Consider the following 25,912-nt stretch of genomic DNA (forward strand, 5'->3'; position numbering starts at 1 on the left):
ACTCGGCGCTGGCAAAACTGCGTTGGTTCATCTCGGTGGTGCTGTGACTTGCGATGTCTTCACGCATGCACGGGCCGTGCCCGCAGCGACCTATTGATCAGCGTTTCCCTAAGCGTTGCGATCGGCCCGGTGCCTGTAGCCGCGACGCAATGACCGCAAGCGCCGCGCCGCCCCCGCGCGGTCTTGGGCCGATTTCCTTGCCACCGCAAGGTGTCACCACGCGGACGCAGAAAATGATTTCCAGTGAGGGCGGTCAGGGCGGCTGTATATTGCCAGCGTCCAGTCCGGACGAAACCTTACCTGAAGGCCCTCGATGAATTTGTTTGCTCCTTTGACTCTCGCTGCATTGCAGCTGGTTGCCGTCGCCGCGTATGCGCAAGGCAACAACACCGTTGATCCTTCCCAGGGGAAGGCGCGGGCAACGCAAGAGACCACGTCTCAGGAGCGCTCTGCGGCTCGCGCCGATCGCAAAGCTGAAGGCGCGGCTGCGGCCCGCGGGCCCCAAATCGCTGAAGGGCAGTCGACCCCCACAGCAAGGGAAACACCGGCTCAGAGCGACCGTAAGGAAGCGAGCAAGAAGCGGCGCGCGGCCAATAGCGAACTGAACAAGGCCGGGGCGCTCCCCCGCGGCGGCAACAATCAATGATGCCGATTCATTTCCAGCAGGGGAACTCGACCCGCTAAGCGAACGGCCCCCTGGAGGCTGCATGCCGCCGGGGGCTCCGAAGGCGGGGCCTGCCGTTTGAGCGTTTCACTTACTGCGATGGTGCTGGGCGCCCAATTGCTGGGGGGGCCGCGGCCGGAACGAGCGCGCCGCCCACGTCCTTGAGAAGTCGCTTGAACTCAGGGGAGTCTGCCATGATGGTCCCGGCCGCAGCGCGCAGCCGATCGACCGCCTCGTCTGGCAACACGAACGTGGTCGGCTGCTTGTTGAGGTAGGCCAATTCGTCCTTGTCCTTGAGTGCCGCGAATGACACGTCGATGGCATAGATCTCGGCGTCAGGCCCCCGGGTGATGGCTGCGACGGCAGGGTCCTTGTTGCCCGCCATCGCCGCGGACGTCCGAATCTTTCGCATCGTGTTCCAGCGGGCGGCCATGTCCCTCAGCAACTCGACCGCTTCGAACGAGTAGCGGTCGATGGGCACGCCGCTCGACTTAAGCAGGATCTCCACGCTACCGGGTGGCGACTCGGATTCGTCCCATTTCGTCGGCGGCACGGAGAGCGAATTGACGATGAAGACAATTATCCGCTTCGCACTGTCGAGCTGTGTCGGCAACCCAGCCTCCTGCATCGCCTCCAGGACCTCCAGGGAGTCGAGCACGCCCCGCATGCCGACGTTGTCGGATACGCCGCCGTCCACGAGATGGATATAGGGCCGCTTGGCACTGTCTGTGAAATCGGTCAGCGATCTGAGCGAGCGGATCGCGCGCGCGGCTGGTCGCGGCGGGTTGTCTGTATCCGTGAACCGCGCCACCCATGGGGGCGGGGTCATGTTGCAGGTGCCCCCGTAGTTGTTGAGCGTGACTGGCGACAGCACCACCGGCACCGCCGACGAGGCGGCGGCTGCGCGCGACAACGGCACGGCGTTCAGGTCCGAGCACAGGACATCGAACATGCCCTGCTGGAAGACCACGCGGGCGCCGCTCGAAATGTCGGTCGCGGATGCCAGGATGAGCGGCCCTTTGCCCCGGTTCAGATCGCCGAAAGTGGCGTTGTTGAAGAGGACCTCGTCGTACAACTCGGCCGCGAGCTCGGAACGTCCCCACGCTGTCGACGACAGCCTGGGCCAGTTGCCCGGATTCAGCGAACGCGAAATGATGGCGCCCTGCACGTCGCGCTTCAGAAAGCGCTGCTCGTAGTCGTCGAACAGCTTGTCGCCGTAGAGCCCATACGCCAGCGCGGTGAAGCTGCCGCCCGACACGCCGGTGATGACATCGACCTGGTCGATCAGCCGGCCTCTTCCTTTCGGCGTGACGATCTCGGTGCGCCGCAGGTATTCGAGCGCGCCGTACGAGAACGCGGCAGCGCGCGTGCCGCCGCCCGAGAAGGCCAGGATGACCAGCGCGTCCTTGTCCTTGACCTCGGCCTGGCGAGTCTCGAAGCGGTACCCACTGCTCGGATCTGCTTGAGTGATCGGTGGATTGACCGGCCGCGTAGCGCAACCTGCAAGCAACAAAGCACAGGCTGCGAGGCCCCAATGTGAAATCCGCGACTCAGCCATGCGTTCTCCAGAAAGTCGATCAGTGTGAGCGACGGGTTTTTGACTCCAGCCGTTCGGCACTGTAACCGCAAGTCTCACAGCCTTCCGTTGCTCAGTGGACGGCTCACAGGCCGGCTGGAAGTACTGCGGCGTGTGCGCCGCCGCCGCGCACGCCTGCAAGCACAGACTTGTGATTTAATACGTGATCACATTTTGTATGTTGACAATCTTGGGTTGCCACCTCTCAGGGTGGCAGCTCAAAAATCTTGATATGGCGACAAAGACCCATGAATGTCCTGAAGAAGGCGAGTTCCAAATCCGAGCCTGATCGCACCGAAACCGAAGTGCCGGCGCCGCGCGCCAAAGCGACCCTGCGGCAGCTTCAGACACTTCCGGAGCAGATCGCAGAGCTGATCTTCAATTCCATCGCCGACGGCGAGTACGAGCCGGGCGAGCGCATCCGCGAAGAGGCCCTTGCAGAGCAGTTCGAGGTGAGCCGCGGTCCGGTGCGTGAGGCGTTGCGCATCCTGGAAAAGGATTCGGTCGTCCGCATCCTGCCCAATCGGGGCGCGCACGTGACGCAGCTCTCGATCAAAGAGGTCGCCGACATCTTCGAGATTCGCCGCAAGCTGTCCTCCACAATGATCGCCCGGCTTTCCGCCGACGAGGCGGCGCGCCTCGCCGCAGTCATCGACGCCGACGTCCGTGCACTGGATTCGCTCGCTCTGGACCCGGACGGAAGCCAAGAATACTTCCAGATCTCGTTTCGTCTCAGTCGCGTCTTGCGCGAGTCCTGTACCAACGAGCGGCTCGCCGAGATTCTTGCTTCGCTGTCGCGCCAGACACTGCGGTACACGCAACTGGGCCTGGCCACGCCGGCACGGCGCAAGGAGTCGGCGCGCAACTGGAAGTCCATGCACAAGGCCATGAAAGCCGGCAATGTGGATGCGGCTGCCGAGGCGGTCGAAAAGCTGATCGAGGATTCCCAGCGCGAGGCGATCAGGCAGCTCGAGGCGCGGCAGGGCACCGGTTCCGCTGAAGCGTGATCGCACGGTCTGGCCTCCATCAGGGCGCCGCGCCCAGGACCATGACCATGTACGCGGACATGACAAGGCCGCCCGCCTGAAACAGGCAGCTGTGGGCATTCGGCACCTGTCGCTCGCCGCAGTCGCCGCGCAACCGGCGCACCAATTCGATCATCAGCGGCATGCCGAACATGCCCAGACTTTCGCCTCCTGGCTTCAGAACTGGTCATCCTCGACCGCGAGCGCGCTGTCCGCACCGTGCACCACGGTGTGCGCCAGGCCCGGCGCGCGTGCGAGCACATGGTCGGCATAGAAGCGCGCTGTTTCGAGCTTGGTGCGATGAAAAGCCGGGTCCCCGGCACCATCGCGCAGGCGCCGATGCGAGATTAGCGCCGCGCGTGCCATCTGCCACCCGCCCGCGACGATGCCGAGCAACTCCATGAAGGGAACCGCGCCGACCGACGGCTTCCTCGGGTCGCTGCCGTAGCTGTCGAGAATGAAGCTTACCGCCCATTCGATCGCCTCAATGCCTTCGCCGAGCGTGGCCTCGATGGCGGCCAGCCTCGCATCGTCTTTCCCCGTCAACTGGCGTTGCACATCGCGCATCTGCGCGAGTACCTCGCGAATCGCGGTGGCGCCGTCGCGCGCGATCTTGCGTCCGATCAGGTCGGCGGCCTGAATGCCGGTCGTGCCTTCGTAGATCGTCGTGATGCGGGCATCGCGCAGGTGCTGCGCGGCGCCGGTCTCTTCGATGAACCCCATGCCGCCGTGGATCTGCACGCCCAGCGATGCGATGTCGATGGCGCTCTCGGTACTCCACCCCTTGACCACAGGAATCATTAGGTCGACGAAGGCCTGGCTGCCTGCGCGCTCCGCGGCATCGGCGTGGCCACTTGCGGTGTCCATCGCAGCCGCGACCACGCAGGCGACGGCGCGCAGCGCCTCAGTGCGTGACTTCATCAGCATCAGCATCCGCCGCACATCCGGGTGGCGGATGATCGCGGCCTTGCCGCGCCCGCTGGCGCCGATTTCAACGCCCTGGGTGCGCTCGCGCGAATAGGCGAGCGCCCGCTGGTATGCGCGCTCGGCCAGCCCGATGCCCTGGAGCCCGACGGAGAAGCGAGCGGCGTTCATCATGATGAACATGGTTTCGAGGCCGCGGTTCTCTTCGCCGACCAACCAACCAATCGCGCCTTCGTTGTCGCCGAACGCCAGCACCGCCGTCGGGCTGGCGTGAATGCCGAGCTTGTGCTCGATCGACACGCAGCGCACGTCGTTGCGCGCACCGAGGCTGCCGTCCGCGCCGACGAGGAATTTGGGGACGACAAACAGCGAGATGCCCTTGACCCCTTCGGGCGCGTCCGGCGTTCGCGCCAGCACCAGGTGCACGATGTTCTCGGTCATGTCGTGCTCGCCGTAGGTGATGAAGATCTTCTGGCCGTGCACGCGGTAGCTGCCGTCTTCCTTGGGAACAGCGCGCGTTCGCACCGCTGAAAGGTCCGAGCCGGCCTGGGGCTCGGTCAGGTTCATGGTACCGGTCCACTCGCCGCTGACCATCTTGGGCAGGTAGGTGTGCTTCAAGACATCCGATGCGCGCAGCTCCAGCGCCTCGATCGCGCCATGGGTCAGCATTGGGCACAACGCGAACGACGTGTTGGCGGCGTTGCGCATTTCCTCGACCAACGCCGCGACCAGCCTCGGCACGCCCTGGCCGCCGTGCGCGGGATCGCACGAAAGCGCGTTCCAGCCACCGTCGACGAACTGCCGATAGGCTTCCTTCCATCCGCCGGCCGTGAAGACTTCGCCGTCCTGCCAGCGTGCGCCTTCGCGGTCGCCGCTCGCATTGATCGGCGACAGCACACCGCCGGCGAACTTGCCGGCTTCCTCGAGGATCGCTTCTGCAAGGTCGAGCGAGACCTCTTCGCAGCCGGGCAGTGCTGGCACTTGATCGATCGGTGCGAGCTCGCGCAGCACGAACTGCATGTCGCGAAGGGGGGCAATGTATTCACTCATCGGGTGTTCACTCTCGTTTTCAGTGTGTAGCGGTTTGGTGTCACTCTGGCCTCGGGGCCGCGAAGTCCGGCTTCCTGTTGTCTGCCCATGCCTGGATTCCCTCTGTTGCCGCTGCGGTGCCATCCATCGGATCGCGGAGGGCGCGCGAGAGCTCCATGCCCGATTGAAGGTCCAGATCACAGCTCTTCAGGATCAGCTGCTTGGCCGCACTGACGCCCTCGGGGCTGTTGGCAGCAATCTGACACGCGAGAGTCAACGTTTCATCCAGCAGGCGCGCATGGGGCACGACGAGCTCTGCGAGGCCGAACGCGGAGGCCTCCTCGGCGGAGAACTTGCGGCCCGTCAGGACAATGTAGTTCGCGCGGCCGCGGCCCACCAGCTTGGGCAGCCGTACGGGCCCCCCTGCGCCCGGGAACGCACCTACCGTGTTCACCTCGGGCATCGAAAAAATTGCTCGGTCCGAGGCAACGCGGATGTCGCAGGCCAATGCAATCTCGAAGGAGCCGGCGATCGCAGGGCCGTTGATCATGGCGATCACGGGCGCCCGGAACGCCTCGAGCATCTTGATGAATCGCAACACCGCGTCGCGTGCCTTTTGCGTCTGCTCGGGGGCGAGGGTGGCCCGTTCCTTCAGGTCCGCACCCGCCCCGAAAGTTGTGCCTTCACCCGTGACGATGAGCGCCCTGAGATCCTGCTTGTCCTTCAGGCCGATAAGACAGGCTTCGAGCTCATCAGCCATTTGCGCGCTGATCGCATTTCTTTGCTCGGGCCGATTCATCGTCAGGACGCTGACGTGCGGATCGATCTCCGTGACTTTGACTGTCGTCCAACTGCTCATTCAATCCCTTTCCGTTAGGCCGCCGTACCCAGCACCATGACCATGTAGGCGGACATCACGAGCCCGCCCGCCTGCACCATGCAGTTGCGGGCATTCGGCACCTGGCGCTCGCCGCAGTCGCCGCGCAGCTGGCGCACCGACTCGATCAGGAGCGGCATGCCGAACATGCCACCGTGGTTGAAGGACAGGCCACCACCCGAGGTGTTCATTGCAAACTCGCCGCCCGGCGCGATGCGTCCACCTCGCACGAAGGCGCCGCTCTCGCCGGGCCCGCAAAAGCCCAGTTGTTCAAGACCGACCAGCACGTTGATCGTGAAGGCGTCGTAGATCTGCACGAGGTCGATCTCGTCACGAGTCAGGTCCGCGCGTTCCAGCGCCAGCTGGCCCATTTCGGCGAGCACGCCGTTGTCGATCCAGTCGTCGGTGCCGAAGGGCGTGGCGTGCTGGATGTAGCGTTCGGCGAAACCCTGCACCAGCACCGGCTTGCGAGGGAGGTCTTTTGCGCGCTCGGCCCGAACCAGCACCACGGCGCCGGCGCTGTCGGTCACCTGGCAGATGTCGAGCTTGCGCAGCGGGTCGGCGACCATCGGGGAGGCCAGATAGTCTTCCATCGACAGCGGCGAGCGTGCGATGGCGTTCGGATTGAGCTGCGCCCAGCGCCTCGCCGCCAGCGCGACTTCGCCCAGGTCTTCGGCTCGCGTGCCGTAGCGATCCATGTGCAGGCGCGCCAGCATCGCGTAGAAGCCGATCGGGCTCAGCATGCCGTACGGCTGCACGAACTGGCCGGTCGGCAAGCGGGCATCCTGAGCCAGCCCCCCGCGCGTGCGGCTGCGGTCCAGGCGCTGCGTGCTGCCATAGGTGATCAGCGCCACGTCACACAGACCCGCCTCCATCGCCGCCATCGCGTGCACGATATGGGTCAGGTTCGATTGCCCGCCGACCACGGTGGTGTCGACATAGCTGGGCGTCAGGCCCATGTACTCCGTCACCAGCAGCCCGGCGGCGCGGTCGTCCCAGTGCGCGAACACGGCGTCGATGTCGGTGGGCTTCAACCCCGCGTCCAGGATCGCCTGGCGCGCCGCTTCGCATTGCAGGGATAACGCGGTGTCGCCGGGCTGGGCCTTGCCCATGCCGGCCTCGCCGACGCCGGCAATGGCGAAGCGGCCACTCAGAGCTTTCGGGTCCATGTCAGTCCCTCTCAAGCCTGCTTCGATGAGGCCGCGAGCTGCGCGCGCACATCCTTTTTCAGCACCTTGCCCACGGGGCTGCGCGGCAGCGTGGGCCAGAACTCGACCTGCTTGGGCGTTTTCAGGCTTCCGAAGCGCTTCTTGCACATCTCGACGATCTCGTCGGCCGTGACAACTCCCCCGGCCTTAAGTTCGACTACCGCAGTCAGGCGTTCGCCCCAGTCGGCGTCAGGTACGCCGACCACCGCGCAGTCCTGCACGGCGGGGTGGCCCCAAATCACCTGCTCGATCTCGCTCGGATAGATGTTGAATCCGCCGGAGATCACCATGTCTTTCTTGCGGTCCACCACATACAGGAAGCCGTTCTCGTCGAACACGCCGATGTCGCCGGTGTGGTGCCACCCGAAGGCGCGCGCCTCGGCGGTGGCCTCGGGGTTGTTGTAGTAGCCGGGCGAGACCAGGTCGCCGCGCGCGACGATCTCGCCGCGTTCGCCGGTCGGCACGATGTTGCCGGCATCGTCCATCAGCGCCACTTCGCAGGCGCCAGAAGGGCGGCCGGCGGAGGCGAGGTGCTTGTCAAGCTCGGGGTCGCCATGCACGAAGTGATCCTTGCGCGACAGGCAACTGATGACCCCAGGCACCTCCGACTGTCCGTAGCCCTGCATGAACACCTGGCCCCAACGCGCGATGCCCTCGCGAAGCTTGTCGACCGACATTGGCGCCGCGCCGTACATCACGTACTCGAGCGAGGAACAGTCGCGCGCGGCCACATCGGGGTGCGCGAGCAGGCGGTAGATCATGGTGGGCGGCAGGAAGATGTGCGTCACGCGCTCGCGCTCGATTGCTTCCAGGATCACCGCCGGGTCGGCTGAGGGCGCGATCACGTTGCGCGCGCCGAAGCGTGCCAGCGCGACCATCGTCGCCCCCGCTGCGTGTGTGAGCGGCGCGACGACCAGATGCACTGGGTCTTTTCGAGGAGGCATGAACTGGTTGACGATCCGGTACGCCGTCTCGAGCGAGCGGTGGCTCTGCATGATCGCCTTCGGGCGGCCCGTGGTGCCCCCGGACGACTTGATGAGCGCGATGTCATCACCTTCGCGCCGCACGGTAACGCGCTGGCCGGCGAATTTCTTCACCCACTGCGCAATGTCCTGGCCGTTTTTCTCCAGGGGCTCCGTCAGGCCGATGATGCGCTTGAGCGTCGGGATCTCGGCTTTGAGGCGTTCGAGGTGCGGCGCGTATTGCTCGTGGCAGATCAGCACCGCGATCTCGCAGAAGCCGCCGAACCAGACGATGTCCTCGATCGAGTCGCGTGCGTTGAGCGGCACAAAAACCGCGCCGCTGCGCATCACGCCCAGCATCGCCGGCAGCACCATCGGGTGGTTGGGCGAAAGCACAGCCACGTGCGTGCCTGGCTGAACGTCGCGCACCAACGCGGCGGCTACCGCGTGCGATGCGTCCTCTGCCTCGCGGTAGCTCATTTGCACGTCGCCGCCCTGGACGAAGGTGCGGTCGGGAAATGCCGTGGCGCCGGCGTCGAAGGAATCAATGATCATGTTGTCTCCGGTATCAGAAATGGGTTGAAGCGTTCGCGCCTGAGTTGACGGGGGTGTCTCCGGCGGTGAGCCGGAACATCGGCAGTGCGATTTCGCTGCTGATGCGTTCGAAGCACACCTCCACCGGCGCGCCGATGGCGAGTTGCTCGAAGTCCGAGCCGACGATGCCGGCCAGCATGCGCACGCCCTCGTCGAGCTCGATCATTCCGATCGCGTACGGCACTCGCGATTCGAAAGCAGGGTGCGCGGCCACGTGGCACACCGTGTAGGTGTAGATCCGGCCCCGGCCGCTGGCCTGCACCCACTCGATCTCGTTCGACAGGCATTGCGTGCAGAAATGTCGGGGATAGAACTGGTGGCGAGCGCAGGCGCGGCAGTACTGCACGTTGAGCCGGCCTTCGAGCGCGGCTTGCCAGTAGGGCGTGGTCTCGTTGGTGGGGATCGGCAAGGGCGCCGGGGGCACCGGGCTTTTATCCGTCTCGCGATCTGTAACAACCATGGTTTTGTCTCCGGTAGAGCGGACGTGTCCGCACTGGTGGGCGCAGCTCTGCTGCAATGGGTCAATTAGATCATGGACACATTCCTCTTGTCAACAATCCGAATGTCGAGTAAAGTTTGTGCCTCCGACACGCAGTCGGGCTAACCCAGGCACCCGAACATGACCACACAGACAAAGATTCGCTCCGAAATCACCGGCACCGTATGGAAGATCCTGGTGCAACCCGGCGACACCCTGCAGGCCGACGACACCATCATGGTTCTCGAATCCATGAAGATGGAAATTCCGGTCGTTGCCCCTGAGGGCGGCCGGGTCGTCGAGCTGCTGATTGCCGAGGGCGCAGCGGTGCGCGAGGGCCAGGAAGTCGCGCTCTTCGAAGAAGAATGAGCGCGGCGTCGGCATGAACCTCACGTCCACCCCGGCGCCCACGGCCGCCAAAGCCGTGGCTGCCGGCCTCTCCAGCTACGAAGAACAACGCGCCCACCTCGATGCCCGCGTCCTGGACGCCCTTGCGATGGGTGGTGAGGCCAAGCTCGCGAAGCGCCGCGCCAACGGCCACCTCAATGCCCGCGAGCGCATCGGCCATCTGCTGGACGCCGGCACATTCAGCGAGACCGGCATGCTCGCCGTCTCGGTGCTTCCCGCTGACCGCGACGCCTCGCCAGCCGACGCCAAGATCACCGGCACCGGCCGCATCGAAGGGCGGCGCGTGGCGGTGGTGTCGAACGACATGACGGTCATGGGCGCGTCGTCCTCGGCCGTCAACATGCGCAAGATCGCCCGCCTGAAAGAGACGGCCACCCGCAACGGCATGCCCTTGGTCTTCCTCGGCGAATCGAGCGGCTCACGCGTGCCTGACAGCCTGGGCGCCGAGGCCATGGCTTCAGCTGGCCAAGACCCGCAACAGTACTGCCGGCGCAGGGAAATCCCCTGGGTCAGCGCCGTGCTCGGCCCGTGCCTCGGTTCATCGACCTGGTACACCTGTCTTTCCGACTTCGTTGTGATGCGCAAGGGCGCCTTCCTTGCGGTGTCGAGCGCGCGCGTCACGTCGCTGGCGATCGGCGAAGCCGTGGACCCCGAGGAGCTCGGCGGCTGGAAGCTGCATGCCGAACAGACGGGCCTGGTGGACGTATTTGTCAGCAGCGACGAGGAAGCGTTGGCGGCAATTCGTCGCTTTCTGAGCTACCTGCCGTCGCACGCGGGTCTCCGGCCTCCCAGCCTGCCAGCAGCCGACGCGGTCGCGCCCGACGGGGAGAAGCTGCTCGAGCTCGTGCCCTCTGCGCGCAGCAAGACCTACGACATGCGCAAGGTCATCGCGGGCATTGTCGACGAAGGCAGCTTCTTCAACCTGAAGGACCGCTTCGGTCGCGCGGCAGTTACCGGACTCGCCCGGCTGAACGGCGATAGCGTCGGCATCGTGGCTTCGAACCCGATGTTCAAGGGCGGCGCGATGGATCCGGATGCCTGCCGCAAGGTCACCTCTTTCCTGGTGATGTGCGACTCCTTCAATATCCCGGTCCTCTTCCTTGTCGACACGCCTGGATTCCTGGTGGGCATCGAAGGCGAGCGTAAGGCTGCTCCGGCGCACATCATGAACATGATTCACGCGGTGCAGCTCTGCAGCGTGCCCAAGCTGTCGGTGATCCTGCGCAAGAGCTACGGTCAGGCCTACATCAACATGGGCGGCGGTCGCAACAGCGACGAGGTGGCGGCCTGGACGAGCGCCGACGCCAGCTTCATGGATCCGCAGATCGGGGTCAGCGTGCTTCACGGCATCCGGCGCGACGACGACCCGGAGCGCTTCGACCAACTCCAGGCCGAGATGGCACGCGACACCTCCGCCTACGCCCTGGCCGGTGCCTTTGGTGTACAGGTCGTGATCGCCCCGCAACATACCCGCGCCTGGCTCATCGACGCGCTCGCCACCCACCGCCGCGATCGTGACGGCGGCATCGGCGCGCACGAGATGCGCTCATGGCCCACCTACATCTGAGCGCACTTCGCGTCCGACCCGCAAGAAACTACTTCAAGAGACAACTGCCATGAGCCCCTCCCTACCGGCCAACGCCGCCATCTCCCTTCCCACCGACCCGACACGAAGGTCGCGCGTCTACGCCTGGGTGGTCTTCGCGCTCACCTTCGGCCTGATGCTGTCCGACTACCTGTCGCGACAGGTCATCGGCGCCGTCATCCCGGCCATCAAGGCCGAGTGGGCGCTCTCATACTCGCAGCTCGGCATGCTGGTGAGCGTGGTCTCGCTCGTCGTCGGCCTGCTGGTGGTGCCGATTTCCCTGGTTGCCGACCGTTGGGGGCGGGTCAAAAGCATCACGCTGATGGCTTTCGTGTGGTGTTTGGCGACCATCGCCTGCGGCCTGGCGCAAAGTCATGGACAGTTGTTGTGGGCGCGGGCCTTCGTTGGCCTCGGCGAGGCGGCTTACGGTGCCGCGGGGGCCGCACTGCTGGCCCATGTGTTTCCCGCCAGGCAGCGAGCCGCGGTGCTGGGGGCCTTCCTGTCGGCGAGCCTGTTCGGCTCGGTGCTCGGCGTGGTCCTCGGGGGCGCGGTCGCGGCCCAGTCCGGGTGGCGCATGGCCTTCTTCGTCGTGGGTGCGCCGGGCCTGGTGCTGGCACTGATCTATCCGTTCGTCGTGCGCGACTACAAGACGGTCGCGTTGACCCCCGCGGGCCAGGGTGAGGCCACGCCGAAACGATTGAGCTTCGCCCAGCTCGCACGCGAAGTGTTTGCGTCACGCTCGGGAAATCTTGCCTACCTTGCAAGCGGGCTGCAAATGGCGATGCCGGCGATGCTGATCGCGTGGCTACCGACCTACTTCGGCCGTTACCACGACATGGACGTGAAGAAGGCCGGGCTAATGGCCGGCATGGCAGTCCTTGCAGCGGGCATTGGCATGGTCTTCGGCGGTGGCCTGGCTGACCGGCTGAGCCGCAATCACCCGCGGCGTCGCGCCCTGGTGCCGGCCGCCTATTCATTGCTGACGGCGTTGGTCCTGATGACCGCGTTCGCGTTGCCACCCGGTCCTTTGGGACTCGGTCTGATCTTCCTCGGCGCCTTGTTCGCGGCAGCGCAGGGCGGATGTTCAAGTGCCATCGTTTGCGATGTCACCCACCCCGGCGTGCGCGCAACGGTCGCGGCCACGATGACCCTGGCGAACAACCTGATCGGCCTCGCGCCGGGACCGCTGATCGTAGGCATGCTGTCGGACGTCTTCGGCCTGAAGCTTGCGCTGACATTGGCGCCTGCGATGGCGGTGGCGGCGGCATTCTTCTTCGTCCTCGCCTCGCGCAGCTACGAGGCAGACGCCGCACGCGTCCGGGCTAGAAGCGAGCAGCCCCAATGAACAACGTCTCTACGACATTGTCCGGCTGGCGCGCGCCCGCGCGCACCAACTTTCACGGCATCCTGGTGTCGGTGGTAGTGGCGATCGCTGCCATCTCGCTGGCCGAGCATTACCGGGTGTCGGCCATGCTCTTTGCCTTGCTGCTCGGCATGGCGCTGAACTTCCTTTCGACCGAAGGCCGCTGCGTCCCGGGCATCCGCTTCTCCGCGAGCACGCTGCTGCGCATCGGCGTAGCACTACTCGGCGTACGCATCACGCTCGGGCAGATCGCGGCGCTGGGCGCCATGCCGATCGCGATGGTCGTGGTTTCGGTAGCGCTGACCATCGGCTTTGGCATCCTGCTGGCGCGCATGCTGGGCTATCGAACCCGGTTCGGCGTTCTGACGGGCGGCGCAGTGGGCATCTGCGGCGCCTCGGCGGCAATGGCGATCGCCGCGGTGATCCCGTCCAGTCCCGAGGACAACGTGAAGGAGCGCGCCACCATCTTCACGGTCATCGGCGTCAGCACGCTCTCCACGGCCGCTATGGTCCTCTACCCGATGATCGTCACGGCGCTCGGGTTCGGCCATGAGCAGGCTGGCGTCTTCCTGGGCGGCACCATCCACGACGTGGCGCAGGTGGTCGGGGCGGGCTACAGCATGTCGAAGGAAACCGGCGACGTCGCGACCATCGTGAAGCTGCTGAGGGTCGCGATGCTGCTGCCGGTGATCCTGGTCATCACGCTGTCGTACCGCAAGCACCATGTCGCCGGACCGGCCGGCACGAAAAAGCCGCCGTTGCTGCCCTGGTTCGTGGTGGCGTTCGCGCTGCTCGTTGCCGTCAACAGCGCCGGCCTGATTCCACCGGTGGTGCAGCACACGCTGCAGACGCTTTCGACCTGGCTACTGGTGATCTCGATGGCGGCGATCGGAATGAAGTCGCATCTGAAGGATTTCGCGACCGTGGGTTTCAAGCCGATCGTGCTGATGGTGAGCGAGACCGCGTTCCTCGCGATGCTGGCAACCGTCTTCATCTACCTGGCCCGCTGAGGCCGCTTGTTCGAAAAATCTCCTCGAAATGAAAGGCCGTTCATGACAAATTCACAGGAAGCACTGCAGCGACTGCGGGAAGGAAACGAGCGCTTTGCGTCGGAGGTCCATAGCGGCGAAACGTTTCTGCGGCGCATGCGCAGCGCCAAGACAAACTTCGCGCAGAAACCGTTTGCGATCATCATCGGCTGCTCCGATTCACGCGTGCCGGTCGAGATCGTATTCGACCAGGACCTAGGTGATCTGTTCGTCATCCGTGTCGCCGGCAACATCGTCGCCGCTTCGCAACTGGGCAGCGTCGAGTTCGCCGCAGCCGAATTCGGTACACCGTTGGTCGTGGTGTTGGGGCACACACATTGCGGCGCGATCCTCGGAACTTTGGAGCGGTTGCGGCGCCCCGTCGAGGCCCGCTCTCCGCACCTGCGCTTCATTGCCGAGCGCATTGAGCCGGCAGTGAGTGGCCTGCTGGCGCCGGAGCCCGGATACAACCGGGACACCCTGATCCGGGAAAGCGTTCGAGCGAATGTGCGCCAGTCCGTCGGGCAGTTGCGCCAGGGGTCGAAGATCCTCGAGCGCCTTATCGAAGTCGGGCAGTTGCGCGTGGTCGGCGCCGAGTACTCGCTGGAAACCGGCCGGGTCGAGTTCCTTGAGGACTAGCTCTGGTTGAGGGGCAGAGAAGCCGGTCGAAACACGGTCCCCTCGACCTGTGCGACAGCCCCTAGACGGGCAGCGCGTACGCCGCTGGCCTCTCCGCGAACTCGCGGCACGCATGGGGGCGTTTCGATTCATGCCTGCAGTTGGGCGCTGGCGGCCCGCGCGGCGGCGCGTGCCCAGGGCCGCAATCTGACCGACTGCGGGGCTTGGCCGCTGACCCCTGCACGCTAGCGGAACCCTGGTCCTTCGGAACGCAGGCGATTCTCCAATCCGATAGCCGCCGATGGTACGGCGGGCCGCGTCCGCCGAAACCTCGCGCCGGCTCGTCGCCGCGGGGCCCTGGCGTTGGCGAGCAGAGGCGGCATCGAATCGGTGAATATACTAATGTCAACAATAAGAAATAACGATACTATTTCACTTAGACGACAGCGCCTACCAGCCCCCGTGCGGGGCGGCGGCCCTAAACGCGAATCCACCATTGAAGACAGCAGGACCTACACATGAACTCCCACTTTCACCGCCGCACCCTCGGCGCCGCCCTTGCCGCCGCCCTTGCCGTGTTGGCTGCGCCTGCCGCGTTCTCTCAGGCCCCGTCCGAGAAGCCGCTTCGCGTCATCGCCGCCGGACCGGCCGGAGCGACCACCGACATGGTGGCCCGCCTTTTTGCGGATGGCTTGCAGAAGGAACTGAACCAGCCGGTAATCGTCGACCCGAAGCCCGGTGCCGGCGGCGCGGTCGCGGTCAATGATCTGATGCAAGCGCCGCACGATGGCAACACGGTACTCATTGCGCTCAATGCGCTGGTCAGCGAGATTCCGCATATCGTTAAGCTGCGCATCGACATGTCCAAGGAGATCAAGCCGATTGCCGAGTTGGCGCGCGGCGGGCTCGTGATGGTGGGCAATCCGTCGGTGCCGGCGAAGAACCTGGCCGAAGTTATCGCCTACGCGAAGGCCAATCCGGGCAAGGTGAGCTACGCCTCGTACAGCGCCGGCACCCTGTCTCACGTGATGGGTCTGCAACTGAACAAGGCTGCAGGCATCGATATGACGCATGTCGGCTACAAGGGGTCGACCCCTGCGCTGGCAGACGTGATGGGTGGGCACATTCCGCTCATGTTCGACGGGATCCCGACTTCGATCCCGCTCATCAAGGCCGGCAAGATCGTGCCCTACGCCGTCAGCCTGCCCCAGCGCTCGCCGCTGCTGCCAAATGTGCCGACCTTCACCGAGCTTGGCTACCCGCAGCTGGAGGCTCTCGGCTGGCAAGGCTTGTGGGTCACGCCCGACGTCCCGGTCGCGGCGCAGACCCGGCTGCGCGAAGCTGCGCTGAAGGTGATGGCACAGCCGACGACGCGCGAGCGCTTGAAGGACTTCGGCCTTGAGGTGGGCCAGCCGCGAACGCCGGATGAGCTGACGAAATCGCTGCGCTCCGATTACGAACGGGTCGGCGCCGTGCTGAAGTCGATCGACTTCAAGCCCGAGTGAGCCATGGACACGATGCGCCGAAGGGCGCTCACATTCGCCATCGCCGCTATTGGCGCGACGATGGCCGTTCCCGCCGTCGGACAGCCGCAGGCGCCGATCCGGCTCGCGCTGATCGAAAGCATGAGCGGTCCCTTCGCCAACACCGGAGAAGCGGTGTTTCGCAATCTGCTGTGGGCTGTCGAGCGCATCAATGCAAGGGGTGGCGTGAAGCTGCCGGGCGGTGCGCGCTTTCTGCAGCTGGACCGCTACGACAGCAAGGGGCAGAACGAAGAGGCCCTCTCCGCCTTGCGCGCCGCGATGGACGACGGCGCGCGCATCGTGCTGCAAGGCAACTCTTCGGCGACCGCCGCCGCGCTGATAGACGCCATCGAGAAGAACAACGAGCGCGATCCTTCGAAGCGGATGCTGTTTCTCAACTACTCTGCGGTCGATCCGGCGCTCACCAACGAGCGCTGCAGCTTCTGGCACTTTCGCTTCGACGCCCATGCCGACATGCGGGTCACCGCGCTGATGCAGGTGCTTCAGGAAGACAAGTCGCTGCAGCGCGTCTACCTGATCGGCCAGGACTACAGCTTCGGCCAGTCGGTTCTGCGCGAATCGAAGCGGCAATTGGGCGAGTTTCGGCCAGACGTCCAGATCGTCGGTGAAGAACTCCACCCGATGGGACGCGTGAAAGATTTCGCGCCGTACGCGACAAAGATCATGGCAAGCGGCGCGCAGGCCGTGATCACTGGAAATTGGGGCAACGACCTCACGCTGCTGGTCAAGGCGGCGCGCGAAGCCGGTTTCAATGGCAGCTTCTACACCTTCTACGGCAACGCGCTCGGTGCCCCTGCCGCGATCGGCGACGCCGGCATCGGCCGCGTAGTGGCGGTGGCGGACTGGTTGCCCAATGTGCAGACACCGCAGTCGGAGGCGTTCTATCAGTCCTTCCGCGCGCGCTTTCCGAAGGCGTCGGACGACTATGTCCATATGCGCATGCAGCTACTGGTCGAGGCGCTTGCGCAGGCGATCGACAAGGCCGGCAGTGTCGATACCGTGGCCATCGCACGAGCGCTCGAGGAGGCGAATGTCACGCTCGCGGGCCAAAGCGGGCACATGCGTGCCGACGATCACCAGTTCCACCAGACGCTGGTCGTCGGTGTCATGGACAAGCAGGGCACGCCCGGCGTGAAGTTCGATGTCGAGGGATCGGGCTACGGCTTCCGCGTTGTGAAGACGATCCCGGCCAGCCGCACCGAAATCCCAACCCGCTGCAGGATGAGCCGTTCGGCCTGAAGCGGCGCTAAGCCGGCGCATTCGGCACCGATTGCGGGCCGACCTGAGGATCAAACGAGGAAGCCCCACGCCATGAAGCATTTCGGGAACTATCTTCTGAAAGTTTTGACAGCCGGCGCAATCGTCGTTGTCCCCCTCTATCTTTCCGTCCTGTTGCTGCTCAAGGTCGGACAGTCGCTTGTCACGATCGTGCATCCAATCGCCGCCATGCTGCCGTCATGGCTGCCGGCGGGCAACCTGATGTCGCTCCTGCTCGTGCTCGTTGTGTGTTTGGGGGTGGGCATCCTGATCAGCACGCCGGTGGGGCGCGCTGAACGAGGGCGTCTCGAAAGGAGCCTGTTTCAGCGCGTGCCCGGCTATGCGCTCTTCCGGACGCTGACGCAGCGCATGGCGGAGCAGAGCGAGGAGGACGCGTGGAAGCCGGCGCTGGTCGAGTTCGACGAGGCGCTGGTGCCCGCCTTCGTCGTCGAAGAGCTCGACGACGGGCGGTGCACGGTCTTCGTGCCGTCCGTGCCGACCCCGTTGGCCGGCGCGGTGCACATCCTCGATCGCAAGCGGGTGCATCCGCTGGACGTTCCTTTTGCACAAGCCATCCGGACGATCTCCCGCTGGGGCGCCGGATCCAAGGATCTCGTGGCGGCCATGAAGGTGCAAGACAAGCGAATTTGAGAGAGCTTCAACGCTCCAGCACGTACGCACCGGGCGCCGCGCACAGCGGCCGATGCACACGCGAGCCGGGCTTGCTGGGCGCGTCGACTCGGTCGCCCGAGCGCTCTTGCACCCACGCGCGCCAGTGTGGCCACCAACTGCCTTCCTGGCGTACCGCCGACTTGGCCCATTCATCGGCATCGGCCTGGCTGCTTGGTGCGGTCGAGAAGAATGCCTTGGGCGCTCCGGGAGGATTGATCAAGCTTTGCAGGTGGCCAGCATTGGCCAGCACGAAGGTTGAGTCTTCGCCGAACAGGCGCGCCGTGCCATAGCAACTCTTCCAGGGCGTGATGTGATCGGTGAGCCCGCCGATCACGTAGGCGCCGATCTTCACCTTCGAAAGATCGATCGGAACGCCCCGGATGGTCATGGCGCCCGGCTGGACGTACGGGTTCTTCTCCATGATGTCCAGGAGGTCCGAATGAAACTTCGCCGGCAGCCGCGTGGTGTCCGCGTTCCAGGCCAGGATGTCGAAGGCCGGCGGCTTGTTGCCGAGCAGATAGTTGTTGACCCAGTAGTTCCAGATCAGGTCGTTGGGCCTTAGCCACGCGAACATCGCCGCCAGCTCCGAGCCCTCGATCACGCCCTTGCTGCGTGAGCGGGCCCGTGCGGCGCGCACCGCCGCGGGCGAGTTGAACAAGCCAAGCGTGGTCTCCTTCATCGCGCCGGCACCGTCGAGCACGCAAACGGCCCACGACACGTTGGCCACCTTGGCGGCCTCTTTGCCCTGGCGAGCGCCAGCGAGCCAGCCCAGATAACCCGCAAGTGTCATCCCGCCTGAGCAGGAACCCCACATGTTCACGTCGGGGCTGCCCGTGATCTGACGCGCCACGTCGACCGCCTCGTCCACAGCCATCGCGTAGTGCTCGAGGTCCCAGTCGCGATGTTCCGCCGTGGGGTTGCGCCAACTCACCATGAACATCTGTATACCGCTGTCCACCGCCCACTTCACGAGGCTCTTTTCCGGCGTCAGGTCGACGGCGTAGAACTTGTTGACCTGCGGCGGCACCATGACCAGCGGGCGCCGATACACCTGTGCCGTGTTGGGCGTGTATTGGATCAACTCGAACGTCTCGCTGCGATACACGACCTGGCCGGGCGAGGTGGCCATGTTCTCGCCGATCTTGAACGGCGTGCTGTCCACCTGCATCGGCATCATATGGTTGTGCCGCATGTCATGAACGAGGTTCTTGAGGCCTTCCACGACGCTTGCGCCGCCGGTATCGACGACCTTGCGCACCGCCGCGGGGTTGCCTGCGAGCCAGTTGCTGGGCGCCAGGGCGTCGGTCACGAGTGCGGTGAGGAATTGCGCCTGGCCCTTTTCGCGCTCGCCCAGCTTGGACCCCGCGATCAGGTTATTGAACTCGTTGTGCGTAAGCAGGTAGTTCTGCATCAACCGCTTGTAGGCGAAATTGCCTTGCCAGGCAGGATCGGCGAAGCGCCGGTCCTTGGGGTCCGGCGCCAGATCCGACTTTCCTTGCACGATCTTGCCCAGCGCCTTCGCGTACTTTGCGAGGGAACCGACCGTGGCGCCTGGGGACACCGTGGCAAGCTTGAGCAGCGATTGGGTGGCCTCCGCGAAATCGGCCGCGCGCAGCCCGAGGAGCGGGTTGGGTACCAGCGTGTTCTCGCTGGCGCGTGCGACCAAGTCGCTGAGTTCGTTGATCACCGCCCCCCGGTCGGGCGATGCGCCCAGGCGGCGCTTCGCCGACTTCGCGGGTGGGGTCTTTTTCTTCAGGGCTGTCTTCGCAGCGCCTGCCGTATTTGCCGGCATTCTTGTCTCCTAGTTCTTTTCAGGGGGTCGGGCGATCAGCATGACCATGGAATGCGCCCGTAGGGCGGGCTTGTCCTCGCCCTCGATCTCCATCGAGTTCTCGATGGTGAGCAGGTAACGGCCTTTGCCTTTGTCCTCAAGCGCCACAACGCTGATGTGATTACGCACCCGCTTGCCGGCGCGCACAGGTGCGATGAAGCGCACCTTCTCAAGGCCGTAGTTCACCGCCTGCTTGAGCCGCAAGTGCGAGATCAGGACTTCGAAAATCGTCGGTGCCAACAGCGACAAGGTCAGGAAGCCGTGGGCGATGGTGCCGCCGAAGGGGCTTTCCGCCGTCGCGCGATCCACGTCCACGTGAATCCATTGCGAATCCTCCGTGCATCGAGCGAACTCGTCGATGCGCCCCTGGTCGAGGGTGATCCACGACGACGAGCCGATGCGCTGCCCGATGCGAGCGGCAAGGGAGTCGATGCTGATGTCTGTAGTGCTCATGGGTACATGCCTGTCGCGCTCAGGGCTTGTCCAGGAAGGCGCGGATGGCCGTGACGGACTCGTCCGTGCGGCTCACCAGAAAAAGATGCCCGCAGTCGAAGACCTTGAGCTCCGACTTGCGGATCAGCATGTGCATAAGCTTCGCGTTGGCCAGCGGCACAAGAGGGTCATCCGCGCCTGCCATCAGCAGCGTGGGTTGAGTGAGTCCGGGAAGCCAGAGAATGCTGGTCCAGCCCGCGACCGCGACCAACTGCAGGTAGTAGCCGAGTTTCGATTTCCACTTGACGTGACGGAAAAGTCCGGCGCCCAACGCCGGGTTGGTGCGGAAATCGCCGCCATAGATGTCGCCGCTGATGCGCTGCGAGTACTTCGCGTCGATGTAGCGCTTGGGCGTCGCCATCTTCCAGAGCACGGCAGGCTTGGCGGGAATCATCACCATGCCAGCTGCGGTCGCACAGAGGATGAGCCGGCGGCAGCGCTGGCGGCAACTGTGGGCGAATTCCTGCGCAGCGGCGCCGCCCCAGGAGACGCCCAACACGTCGACCTGCCCGATGCCGAGCTGGTCCAGGATCTGTGTGGCGATCCGCGCGATGCCGCCGAGTCGATAGGGGCATTTCGGCATCTGCGACTGGCCGACACCCGGGATGTCGAAGATGACGATCTCGCGCTCTGGCATTTTTTCGGCAAGTGGCGCGAGCAGCTCGATGTTGCCGCCGATGCCGTTGAACAGAAGCAGGGGCACCCCCTTGCCATTGCCGGCCTGGCGACCGACGCGCACGAAGAGGGGATCTGTGGCCGTGCCGAGATTCATCGTCTCGATGGCGAACGGGCCCGCCGCCTTGGCGGCCTGGCTACGACGCGTCGCACCTTGCGCGGAACCGTATTTCAATTCGCGCTCAATGAAAAGCCGCTGCCGGACATCTGAATGTGCGCCTTGCTCTCGCTGCGGGCAAGACCGTCGACGAGGTCGACCACGGGGTGGCGAAGGCTGTAGCGGTCGCCCGTGGCCGTTGGCTTCAGCGCGTTGATCTTCTCGTCGCCGTACATATAGCGCAGCAGCAGTTCATCGTCGCCGATGCCCTTGTAGCGCTGACGCAGTCCTGGCAGAACGGGTTCGATGGCGGATGGCGCGAGGGCCACGTCCTTCGATCCGTTGGCGATGATCTTGTCCTTTACGTTTGCATCCACCGGCAGCGGCAGGTCACCGAAATAGCCGCAAACGTACTTCTTCACTTCGTCCGGCACGACTTTGTACCGCTCGCCGTTGAGCACATTCATCACCGCTTGCGCCGAGACTATTGCTGGATAGGGCGTGACCATGATCGGCGAGCCGAGTTCCACGCGCACCCGTCCGATCTCTTCCAACACCGCCGACATCTTGTCTGTCATTCCGGCAAGCTTGAGCTGGGATTCCAGGTTGCTCATGGCGCCGCCGGCGTACTGGGTGATGTAGTGGCTCGGTTCGTACTCGGCAGGAACCCCGACCGGTTGATCCTCACGCTCGGCCAGTGCGCCGAAGTACTCACCGACTTCGTCCAGCAGGCCGTCGTTCACCTCTACGTCGAAGCCGATCTCGCGCAAGTTGCGCGCGATCATCTGGCTGGCCGGCAGTGAGTTGCCGTTGGCGAGGGGGTCCACAGCTGTCAGGATGCTGTCGGCGCCATGCACTGCGGCCTCGATGGCGAGCCAAGGCCCGAGTCCGGTGAGGCAATGGGTGTTGAATTCCAGCCGCGCGCGATCGCCGATCGCCTGCTTGATCGCCGGCACCAAGGTGCGCACCCGATCAATCGTCAGGATGCCAGCCGCGTCGGCCAACATCACGGTCCGCACTCCGAACCGTTCCACGCCTTCGCGTGCCTTGTTGACATACAGGGCGTCGTCATAGCCGGGCGCTATGTTGTAGCCGAGTCCAAGGGTCACGTCGGCACCGAGCCGCTGCGCGGTGCCAATGCTCGAAGCGAGGTTCTCGTTGCACAGTAGGGCGTCGAAGACTGCGATTTCGCGAATGCCATTGGCGATCTGCCTCTCGACGAAGAGGTCGGTAATGTCGTCGGCCACCGGAAAGAAGCCGCGCATCAGGTTGCTGCGTATGGCGGCACGCATCGGTGTGTGCCTGATCCGCTCGCGCAGCAGGCGGATGCGCTCGAACGGGTCCTGGTTCAGGAACAGCACGCTGGCATCGAACTGCACCAGCGCGATCGCCTGCATCGAGACAAAACCGGCGCGGTCCATGCGTTCGGCGATTGGCAGCATGTGCTCGGTGCGCATGCGGGTGGCCCACAGGCATTGCTGGCCGTCGCGCAGCGTGTCGTCGGTCAGGTGGATCGTGCGGCGCTTGCCGGTGCGCGCGGTTTCCGCGGCAACGAGTTTCTTGAGATGTTCGAGCATGGTTCAGCCCTCCGTGCCTTGGAGTTGGATCGAGACGCCGGGGCCCTGCACGCTGAGCTGCGCATAGGGCGCGGCGCGTGCCGTGAGGCCGGCGAGAAGGGCTTCCGCCGGCGTCACGCCGACGTAGCGCAGTGCTTCGGGCGAAGCGGCAGCGGGCAGCGCTTGGGGCGCCACGCCGCAGGTCTGTGAAATCACCAGCGCGGCGTCGCTTGCCTCGGGGTGGGCCGCGTGCAATGCGCCCACCGACGGTGCGGCCGCCTTCGGCAGCGCGCCGACGCGTCGAGCCAGTCGTGCATCGACGTCGTTCGACGCCGCGCCGTAGACCTGTTGCAGGGCACGCCGCACGCCAGGCCGAATTTCGGCATAGCGGGGCACGCCCTGCAGATGCAGCAGCGCCTGCTCGGCAATCGGGCGCGCAAAAGGCGCCAGCATCGGCGGCGCGCCAACCTCGCTGCGCACGCGGGCGCATTCGTTGGCAAAGGCGTGCAGATGGTGTGTCTGGCCGGCATCGGCCAGCTTTTGCATGAACTGCGCCGCAACGTCGCCCGGCAACTCGTGCGCATAGGGCGCGAGGTCGAAAACCCAGGCGCGGGCCGGCGCGAAGCCGTGGCAGTCGGCCATCTCCGCCAGCAGCCGGTCGGCCTCGCCGACGGCGTGCAGCAACTGGTCGCTGGCCGGAGTGCCTTGCTTCAACAGGCGCAAGGATTTCAGCAGTGTGCCGAGCGCCGGCACCGACGCGCCGTTCGCCACCGGCGCGAACGCGGTGTCGAGCCCGTCGATGCCGAGGCGCACCGCCTCGAGCGCGACCATCGGCGCCAGCGCCGTCTGGCAGCGCAGGTGCAGGTCGAGCGCGGTCGTGCCGAGGCCGCGGCGCAGGGCGGGCAGCAGGGTGGCCAGGCGGTCGGTGGTCAGCAGGCCTGCCTCGTCGCGCAGCATCACGCGGTCCGCGCCGGCAGCCGCGAGGGCGGATGCCTTGGCGCGCAGGTCGTCGTCACCGTGCGTCGATTCCTGTGCGAACGGCAGGGCGGCGATCGTCGTCAGGCCGAGCGCCTTCGCCGCCTTCATCACCGGCGCCATGCGCTCGATGACGAGCAGCGGATCGATCAGGACGACCTCGGCGACGCCGCGCTGCACCAGTTCGCGCAGCCACAGCGTGCTGACTTCGGTTGGAATGACATCGCAGCCGCGCTGGCCGTGATCGGTCAGCAGCGAAAGTGCTGCGCGCAGCGGGATGCCGGGGCAGCGCTCGCGCAGCAACTCGATGCGCTGCCAGGGGTTCTCGCCGCGCGCCATGCACTGTTGCAGCGTGGCCAGCGAGGCGATTTCGACCGCCGCAGGGCGTGTGGCGGCCAGCCGTTGGGCGAAGGCGAGGGCCATCGGCGTCGTCATGCCGCCAGCCCAGCGTGCGGTCTGGCCGTCGGTCAGGCTGACGTCGGTATAGCGCAGCACGGGCAGCACGGTATCGTTCATTGCTGGACTCCGGCTTCGGCTTGCGCCGCCTTGGCGGCCTGGGCTGCGGCCTTCTGCGCGGCCTTGCGTTCCGGCAGGAAGGTTTCCTCCACCCAGCGCGTCGTGACCTTGCCCTTCACGAAATCGTCGTGCGCCAGCACCGAGTCATGGAAGGGCGCCGTCGTCGAAGGCCCTTCGACATGCAGCCCGCCGAGCGCCTGGCGCATGCGCGCGATGGCCTGCTCACGCGTCGGCGCATGGACGATGAGCTTGCCGAGCAGCGAGTCGTAGTAGGGCGGCACGGTATAGCCCGCATAGCAGTGGCTGTCGACGCGGATGCCTTCGCCGGTCGGCACGTCCCAGCGCGAGATCAGGCCGGGACGGGGCAGGAAGTTGCGGTCCGGGTCTTCGGCGTTGATGCGGCATTCGATCGCATGGCCCTGCAACTGCACGTCGGCCTGCGTGAATGACAGCGGCAGCCCGGCCGCGACGCGGATCTGTTCGGCCACCAGGTCGAAGCCGGTGATCATCTCGGTCACCGGGTGTTCCACCTGGATGCGCGTGTTCATCTCGAGGAAGAAGTACCTGTTGTCGCGCTGGTCGACGACGAACTCGATCGTGCCGGCGCCGCAGTACTCGGCGTTGCGGGTCAGGCTCACGGCGCATTCGCCCATGGCGCGGCGCATCGCTTCGTCAACCGCCGGGGAGGGCGCTTCCTCGATCAGCTTCTGGTGGCGGCGCTGGGTCGAGCACTCGCGTTCGCCGAGGTAGACCACGTTGCCATGCGAGTCGGCCATGACCTGGATCTCGATGTGACGGGCGTGCTCGATGAACTTCTCCATGTACAGCGTGGCGTCGCCGAAGGCGGATTGCGCTTCGTTGGAGGCTGAGCTCATCAGGGATTCGAGTTCGCTTTCCTCACGGACGATGCGCATGCCGCGGCCACCGCCGCCGGCCGTCGCCTTGATCAGCACGGGGTAGCCGATCTCGGCGCCGACACGCTGTGCGTGCGCCACGTCGGACAGTGCACCCGAACCCGGCACGCGCGGCACGCCGGCCTTCTGGGCGAGGGTCACCGCCGTGATCTTGTCGCCCATCGCGTCGATGGCATCGGCGGAGGGGCCGACGAACACCAGCCCGGCGTCGACACAGGCGCGCACGAAGGAAGAGCGCTCGGAAAGGAATCCGTAGCCGGGGTGCACCGCGTCGCAGCCGGTTTGCAGTGCTGCCTCGACGATCTTGTCGGCACGCAGGTAGCTCTCCGAGGCCAGCGGGGGGCCGAGCACGACGACTTCGTCGGCCATCCTGGCGGCCAGCGTCTCGGTGTCGGCTTCGGACACGCCGACCACGGCCTCGATGCCGAGGGTGCGGCAGGCACGGATCACGCGCACGGCGATCTCGCCGCGATTGGCCACGAACACGCGCCGGATGTCGCGCTTTGCAACGGGAGGGGAAACAGTCTTGCTCATGGTCAGGCTCCCTGCGTCGGCTTGATCAGCATCACGATCTGGTCGTGCTGCACAGGCTTGCCGTTCTCGATCACGATGCGCTCGACCGTGCCCGTGACGCCGGCCTTGACCGTGTTGAACATCTTCATGACCTCGACCAGACAGACCGTGTCATCGGCCTGCACGGTGCTGCCGACGGCGACGAAGGGCGGTTGGTCGGGGCTCGGCCGCAGGTAGAAGCTGCCGACCATCGGTGAGCGCACCGCGACCAGGCCTTCCGGCACCTCCGTCAAGAGTTCGGGCGCGGCGGCGCTGGAGGCGCCGGCCGGTGCTTCCGACGCCTGGGTCGACTCGGCAAGGCGGCTTGCCGTGGCCTGGGGAACTCGCTCGACCCGGGTTGAGGAAGCGCCGGGCTTGCGGGCGTGAAGTTCGAAATCACCCACTGTGACGTCGAGGGATTCGAGGTGCGCGGCGCTGTCGAGGATTTCGAGGATGCGACGTACGTCGGTATGGGAAAGGGGCATGGCTCTT

24 protein-coding genes are annotated in these 25,912 nt (G+C 65.4%); 10 read left to right on the forward strand and 14 right to left on the reverse strand.

Going from position 1 to position 25,912, the window contains the following annotated elements; genetic code table 11:
* The first annotated feature begins 313 nt into the window (after positions 1–313).
* Entirely contained in the window at positions 314–646 is a 333-nt protein-coding gene (locus QTI17_RS33050) for a hypothetical protein (RefSeq protein ID WP_286538263.1), read from the forward strand.
* Between the two features lie 109 nt (positions 647–755).
* On the opposite strand, the gene QTI17_RS33055 is transcribed toward QTI17_RS33050, so the two are convergent.
* The gene (locus tag QTI17_RS33055; protein ID WP_286538264.1) at positions 756–2,222 is read right to left on the reverse strand and encodes a patatin-like phospholipase family protein; all 1,467 of its coding nucleotides are present in this window, start codon (positions 2,220–2,222) and stop codon (positions 756–758) included.
* Positions 2,223–2,488: 266 nt separating this feature from the next.
* Between QTI17_RS33055 and QTI17_RS33060 the strand changes: the two genes are divergently transcribed.
* Positions 2,489–3,247, forward strand: a complete 759-nt coding sequence (locus QTI17_RS33060; RefSeq protein WP_286538266.1) for a GntR family transcriptional regulator — start codon at positions 2,489–2,491, stop codon at positions 3,245–3,247.
* A 19-nt stretch (positions 3,248–3,266) separates the two neighbouring features.
* Here the strand turns inward: QTI17_RS33060 and QTI17_RS33065 are convergent, their stop codons facing one another.
* Genes QTI17_RS33065 through QTI17_RS33090 form a run of 6 tightly spaced genes read right to left on the reverse strand, consistent with a single transcriptional unit; the run spans position 3,267 to position 9,268 of the window.
* Entirely contained in the window at positions 3,267–3,419 is a 153-nt protein-coding gene (locus QTI17_RS33065) for a thiolase C-terminal domain-containing protein (RefSeq protein WP_286538267.1), read from the reverse strand.
* 23 nt (positions 3,420–3,442) lie between these two features.
* Positions 3,443–5,239 (reverse strand): acyl-CoA dehydrogenase, encoded by a 1,797-nt coding sequence (locus QTI17_RS33070; protein ID WP_286538341.1) that lies wholly within the window; start codon positions 5,237–5,239, stop codon positions 3,443–3,445.
* 40 nt (positions 5,240–5,279) lie between these two features.
* Positions 5,280–6,077 carry an enoyl-CoA hydratase/isomerase family protein gene (locus QTI17_RS33075; protein ID WP_286538268.1) on the reverse strand — a complete coding sequence of 266 codons (798 nt, stop codon included), beginning with the start codon at positions 6,075–6,077 and terminating at the stop codon, positions 5,280–5,282.
* Positions 6,078–6,091: 14 nt separating this feature from the next.
* Positions 6,092–7,264, reverse strand: coding sequence for a thiolase C-terminal domain-containing protein (locus QTI17_RS33080; protein ID WP_286538269.1), 1,173 nt, complete (start codon positions 7,262–7,264; stop codon positions 6,092–6,094).
* Positions 7,265–7,275: 11 nt separating this feature from the next.
* Positions 7,276–8,820 carry a class I adenylate-forming enzyme family protein gene (locus QTI17_RS33085; protein ID WP_286538270.1) on the reverse strand — a complete coding sequence of 515 codons (1,545 nt, stop codon included), beginning with the start codon at positions 8,818–8,820 and terminating at the stop codon, positions 7,276–7,278.
* A 13-nt stretch (positions 8,821–8,833) separates the two neighbouring features.
* Positions 8,834–9,268: a Zn-ribbon domain-containing OB-fold protein gene (locus tag QTI17_RS33090; protein WP_286538271.1), complete on the reverse strand. Its 435-nt coding sequence runs from the start codon at positions 9,266–9,268 to the stop codon at positions 8,834–8,836.
* Positions 9,269–9,478: 210 nt separating this feature from the next.
* Here QTI17_RS33090 and QTI17_RS33095 point away from each other — a divergent pair, with 210 nt between their 5' ends.
* From QTI17_RS33095 to QTI17_RS33130, 8 genes are all read left to right on the forward strand, one after another.
* Entirely contained in the window at positions 9,479–9,706 is a 228-nt protein-coding gene (locus QTI17_RS33095; protein WP_286538273.1) for a biotin/lipoyl-binding carrier protein, read from the forward strand.
* A gap of 13 nt (positions 9,707–9,719) precedes the next feature.
* Complete coding sequence (locus tag QTI17_RS33100; RefSeq protein ID WP_286538274.1) at positions 9,720–11,312, forward strand: acyl-CoA carboxylase subunit beta; 1,593 nt, start codon at positions 9,720–9,722, stop codon at positions 11,310–11,312.
* 49 nt (positions 11,313–11,361) lie between these two features.
* Positions 11,362–12,675 carry an MFS transporter gene (locus tag QTI17_RS33105; RefSeq protein WP_286538276.1) on the forward strand — a complete coding sequence of 438 codons (1,314 nt, stop codon included), beginning with the start codon at positions 11,362–11,364 and terminating at the stop codon, positions 12,673–12,675.
* The gene (locus QTI17_RS33110; RefSeq protein ID WP_286538277.1) at positions 12,672–13,703 is read left to right on the forward strand and encodes a YeiH family protein; all 1,032 of its coding nucleotides are present in this window, start codon (positions 12,672–12,674) and stop codon (positions 13,701–13,703) included. Before QTI17_RS33105 ends, QTI17_RS33110 begins: the two co-directional genes overlap by 4 nt.
* A 42-nt stretch (positions 13,704–13,745) precedes the next feature.
* Positions 13,746–14,360: a carbonic anhydrase gene (locus QTI17_RS33115; protein WP_286538278.1), complete on the forward strand. Its 615-nt coding sequence runs from the start codon at positions 13,746–13,748 to the stop codon at positions 14,358–14,360.
* 497 nt (positions 14,361–14,857) lie between these two features.
* Positions 14,858–15,844 carry a Bug family tripartite tricarboxylate transporter substrate binding protein gene (locus tag QTI17_RS33120; RefSeq protein WP_286538279.1) on the forward strand — a complete coding sequence of 329 codons (987 nt, stop codon included), beginning with the start codon at positions 14,858–14,860 and terminating at the stop codon, positions 15,842–15,844.
* A 3-nt stretch (positions 15,845–15,847) separates the two neighbouring features.
* The gene (locus QTI17_RS33125; RefSeq protein WP_503011159.1) at positions 15,848–17,122 is read left to right on the forward strand and encodes a branched-chain amino acid ABC transporter substrate-binding protein; all 1,275 of its coding nucleotides are present in this window, start codon (positions 15,848–15,850) and stop codon (positions 17,120–17,122) included.
* 72 nt (positions 17,123–17,194) lie between these two features.
* A complete protein-coding gene (locus QTI17_RS33130) occupies positions 17,195–17,791 on the forward strand; it encodes a DUF502 domain-containing protein (RefSeq protein WP_286538281.1) in 597 nt (198 codons plus the stop codon).
* A gap of 7 nt (positions 17,792–17,798) precedes the next feature.
* On the opposite strand, the gene QTI17_RS33135 is transcribed toward QTI17_RS33130, so the two are convergent.
* Genes QTI17_RS33135 through accB form a run of 7 tightly spaced genes read right to left on the reverse strand, consistent with a single transcriptional unit; the run spans position 17,799 to position 25,905 of the window.
* Entirely contained in the window at positions 17,799–19,604 is a 1,806-nt protein-coding gene (locus QTI17_RS33135; RefSeq protein WP_286538284.1) for an alpha/beta fold hydrolase, read from the reverse strand.
* Positions 19,605–19,613: 9 nt separating this feature from the next.
* On the reverse strand, positions 19,614–20,096 hold the full coding sequence (locus QTI17_RS33140; protein ID WP_286538286.1) for a MaoC family dehydratase: 483 nt from the start codon (positions 20,094–20,096) through the stop codon (positions 19,614–19,616).
* Positions 20,097–20,115: 19 nt separating this feature from the next.
* The gene (gene phaZ, locus QTI17_RS33145; protein ID WP_286538289.1) at positions 20,116–20,985 is read right to left on the reverse strand and encodes a poly(3-hydroxyalkanoate) depolymerase; all 870 of its coding nucleotides are present in this window, start codon (positions 20,983–20,985) and stop codon (positions 20,116–20,118) included.
* The gene (locus QTI17_RS33150; protein ID WP_286538292.1) at positions 20,982–22,484 is read right to left on the reverse strand and encodes a hydroxymethylglutaryl-CoA lyase-like TIM-barrel protein; all 1,503 of its coding nucleotides are present in this window, start codon (positions 22,482–22,484) and stop codon (positions 20,982–20,984) included. Before QTI17_RS33150 ends, phaZ begins: the two co-directional genes overlap by 4 nt.
* A 3-nt stretch (positions 22,485–22,487) precedes the next feature.
* A complete protein-coding gene (locus tag QTI17_RS33155) occupies positions 22,488–23,954 on the reverse strand; it encodes a beta/alpha barrel domain-containing protein (RefSeq protein WP_286538294.1) in 1,467 nt (488 codons plus the stop codon).
* Positions 23,951–25,402, reverse strand: a complete 1,452-nt coding sequence (gene accC / locus QTI17_RS33160; protein ID WP_286538296.1) for an acetyl-CoA carboxylase biotin carboxylase subunit — start codon at positions 25,400–25,402, stop codon at positions 23,951–23,953. The genes QTI17_RS33155 and accC overlap by 4 nt, the downstream gene beginning before the upstream one ends.
* A 2-nt stretch (positions 25,403–25,404) precedes the next feature.
* Positions 25,405–25,905, reverse strand: coding sequence for an acetyl-CoA carboxylase biotin carboxyl carrier protein (gene accB / locus QTI17_RS33165; protein WP_286538298.1), 501 nt, complete (start codon positions 25,903–25,905; stop codon positions 25,405–25,407).
* Positions 25,906–25,912 lie beyond the last annotated feature (7 nt).

The sequence above is a fragment of the Variovorax sp. J31P179 genome, from assembly GCF_030316985.1.
Lineage (GTDB): Bacteria > Pseudomonadota > Gammaproteobacteria > Burkholderiales > Burkholderiaceae_C > Variovorax > Variovorax ginsengisoli_B.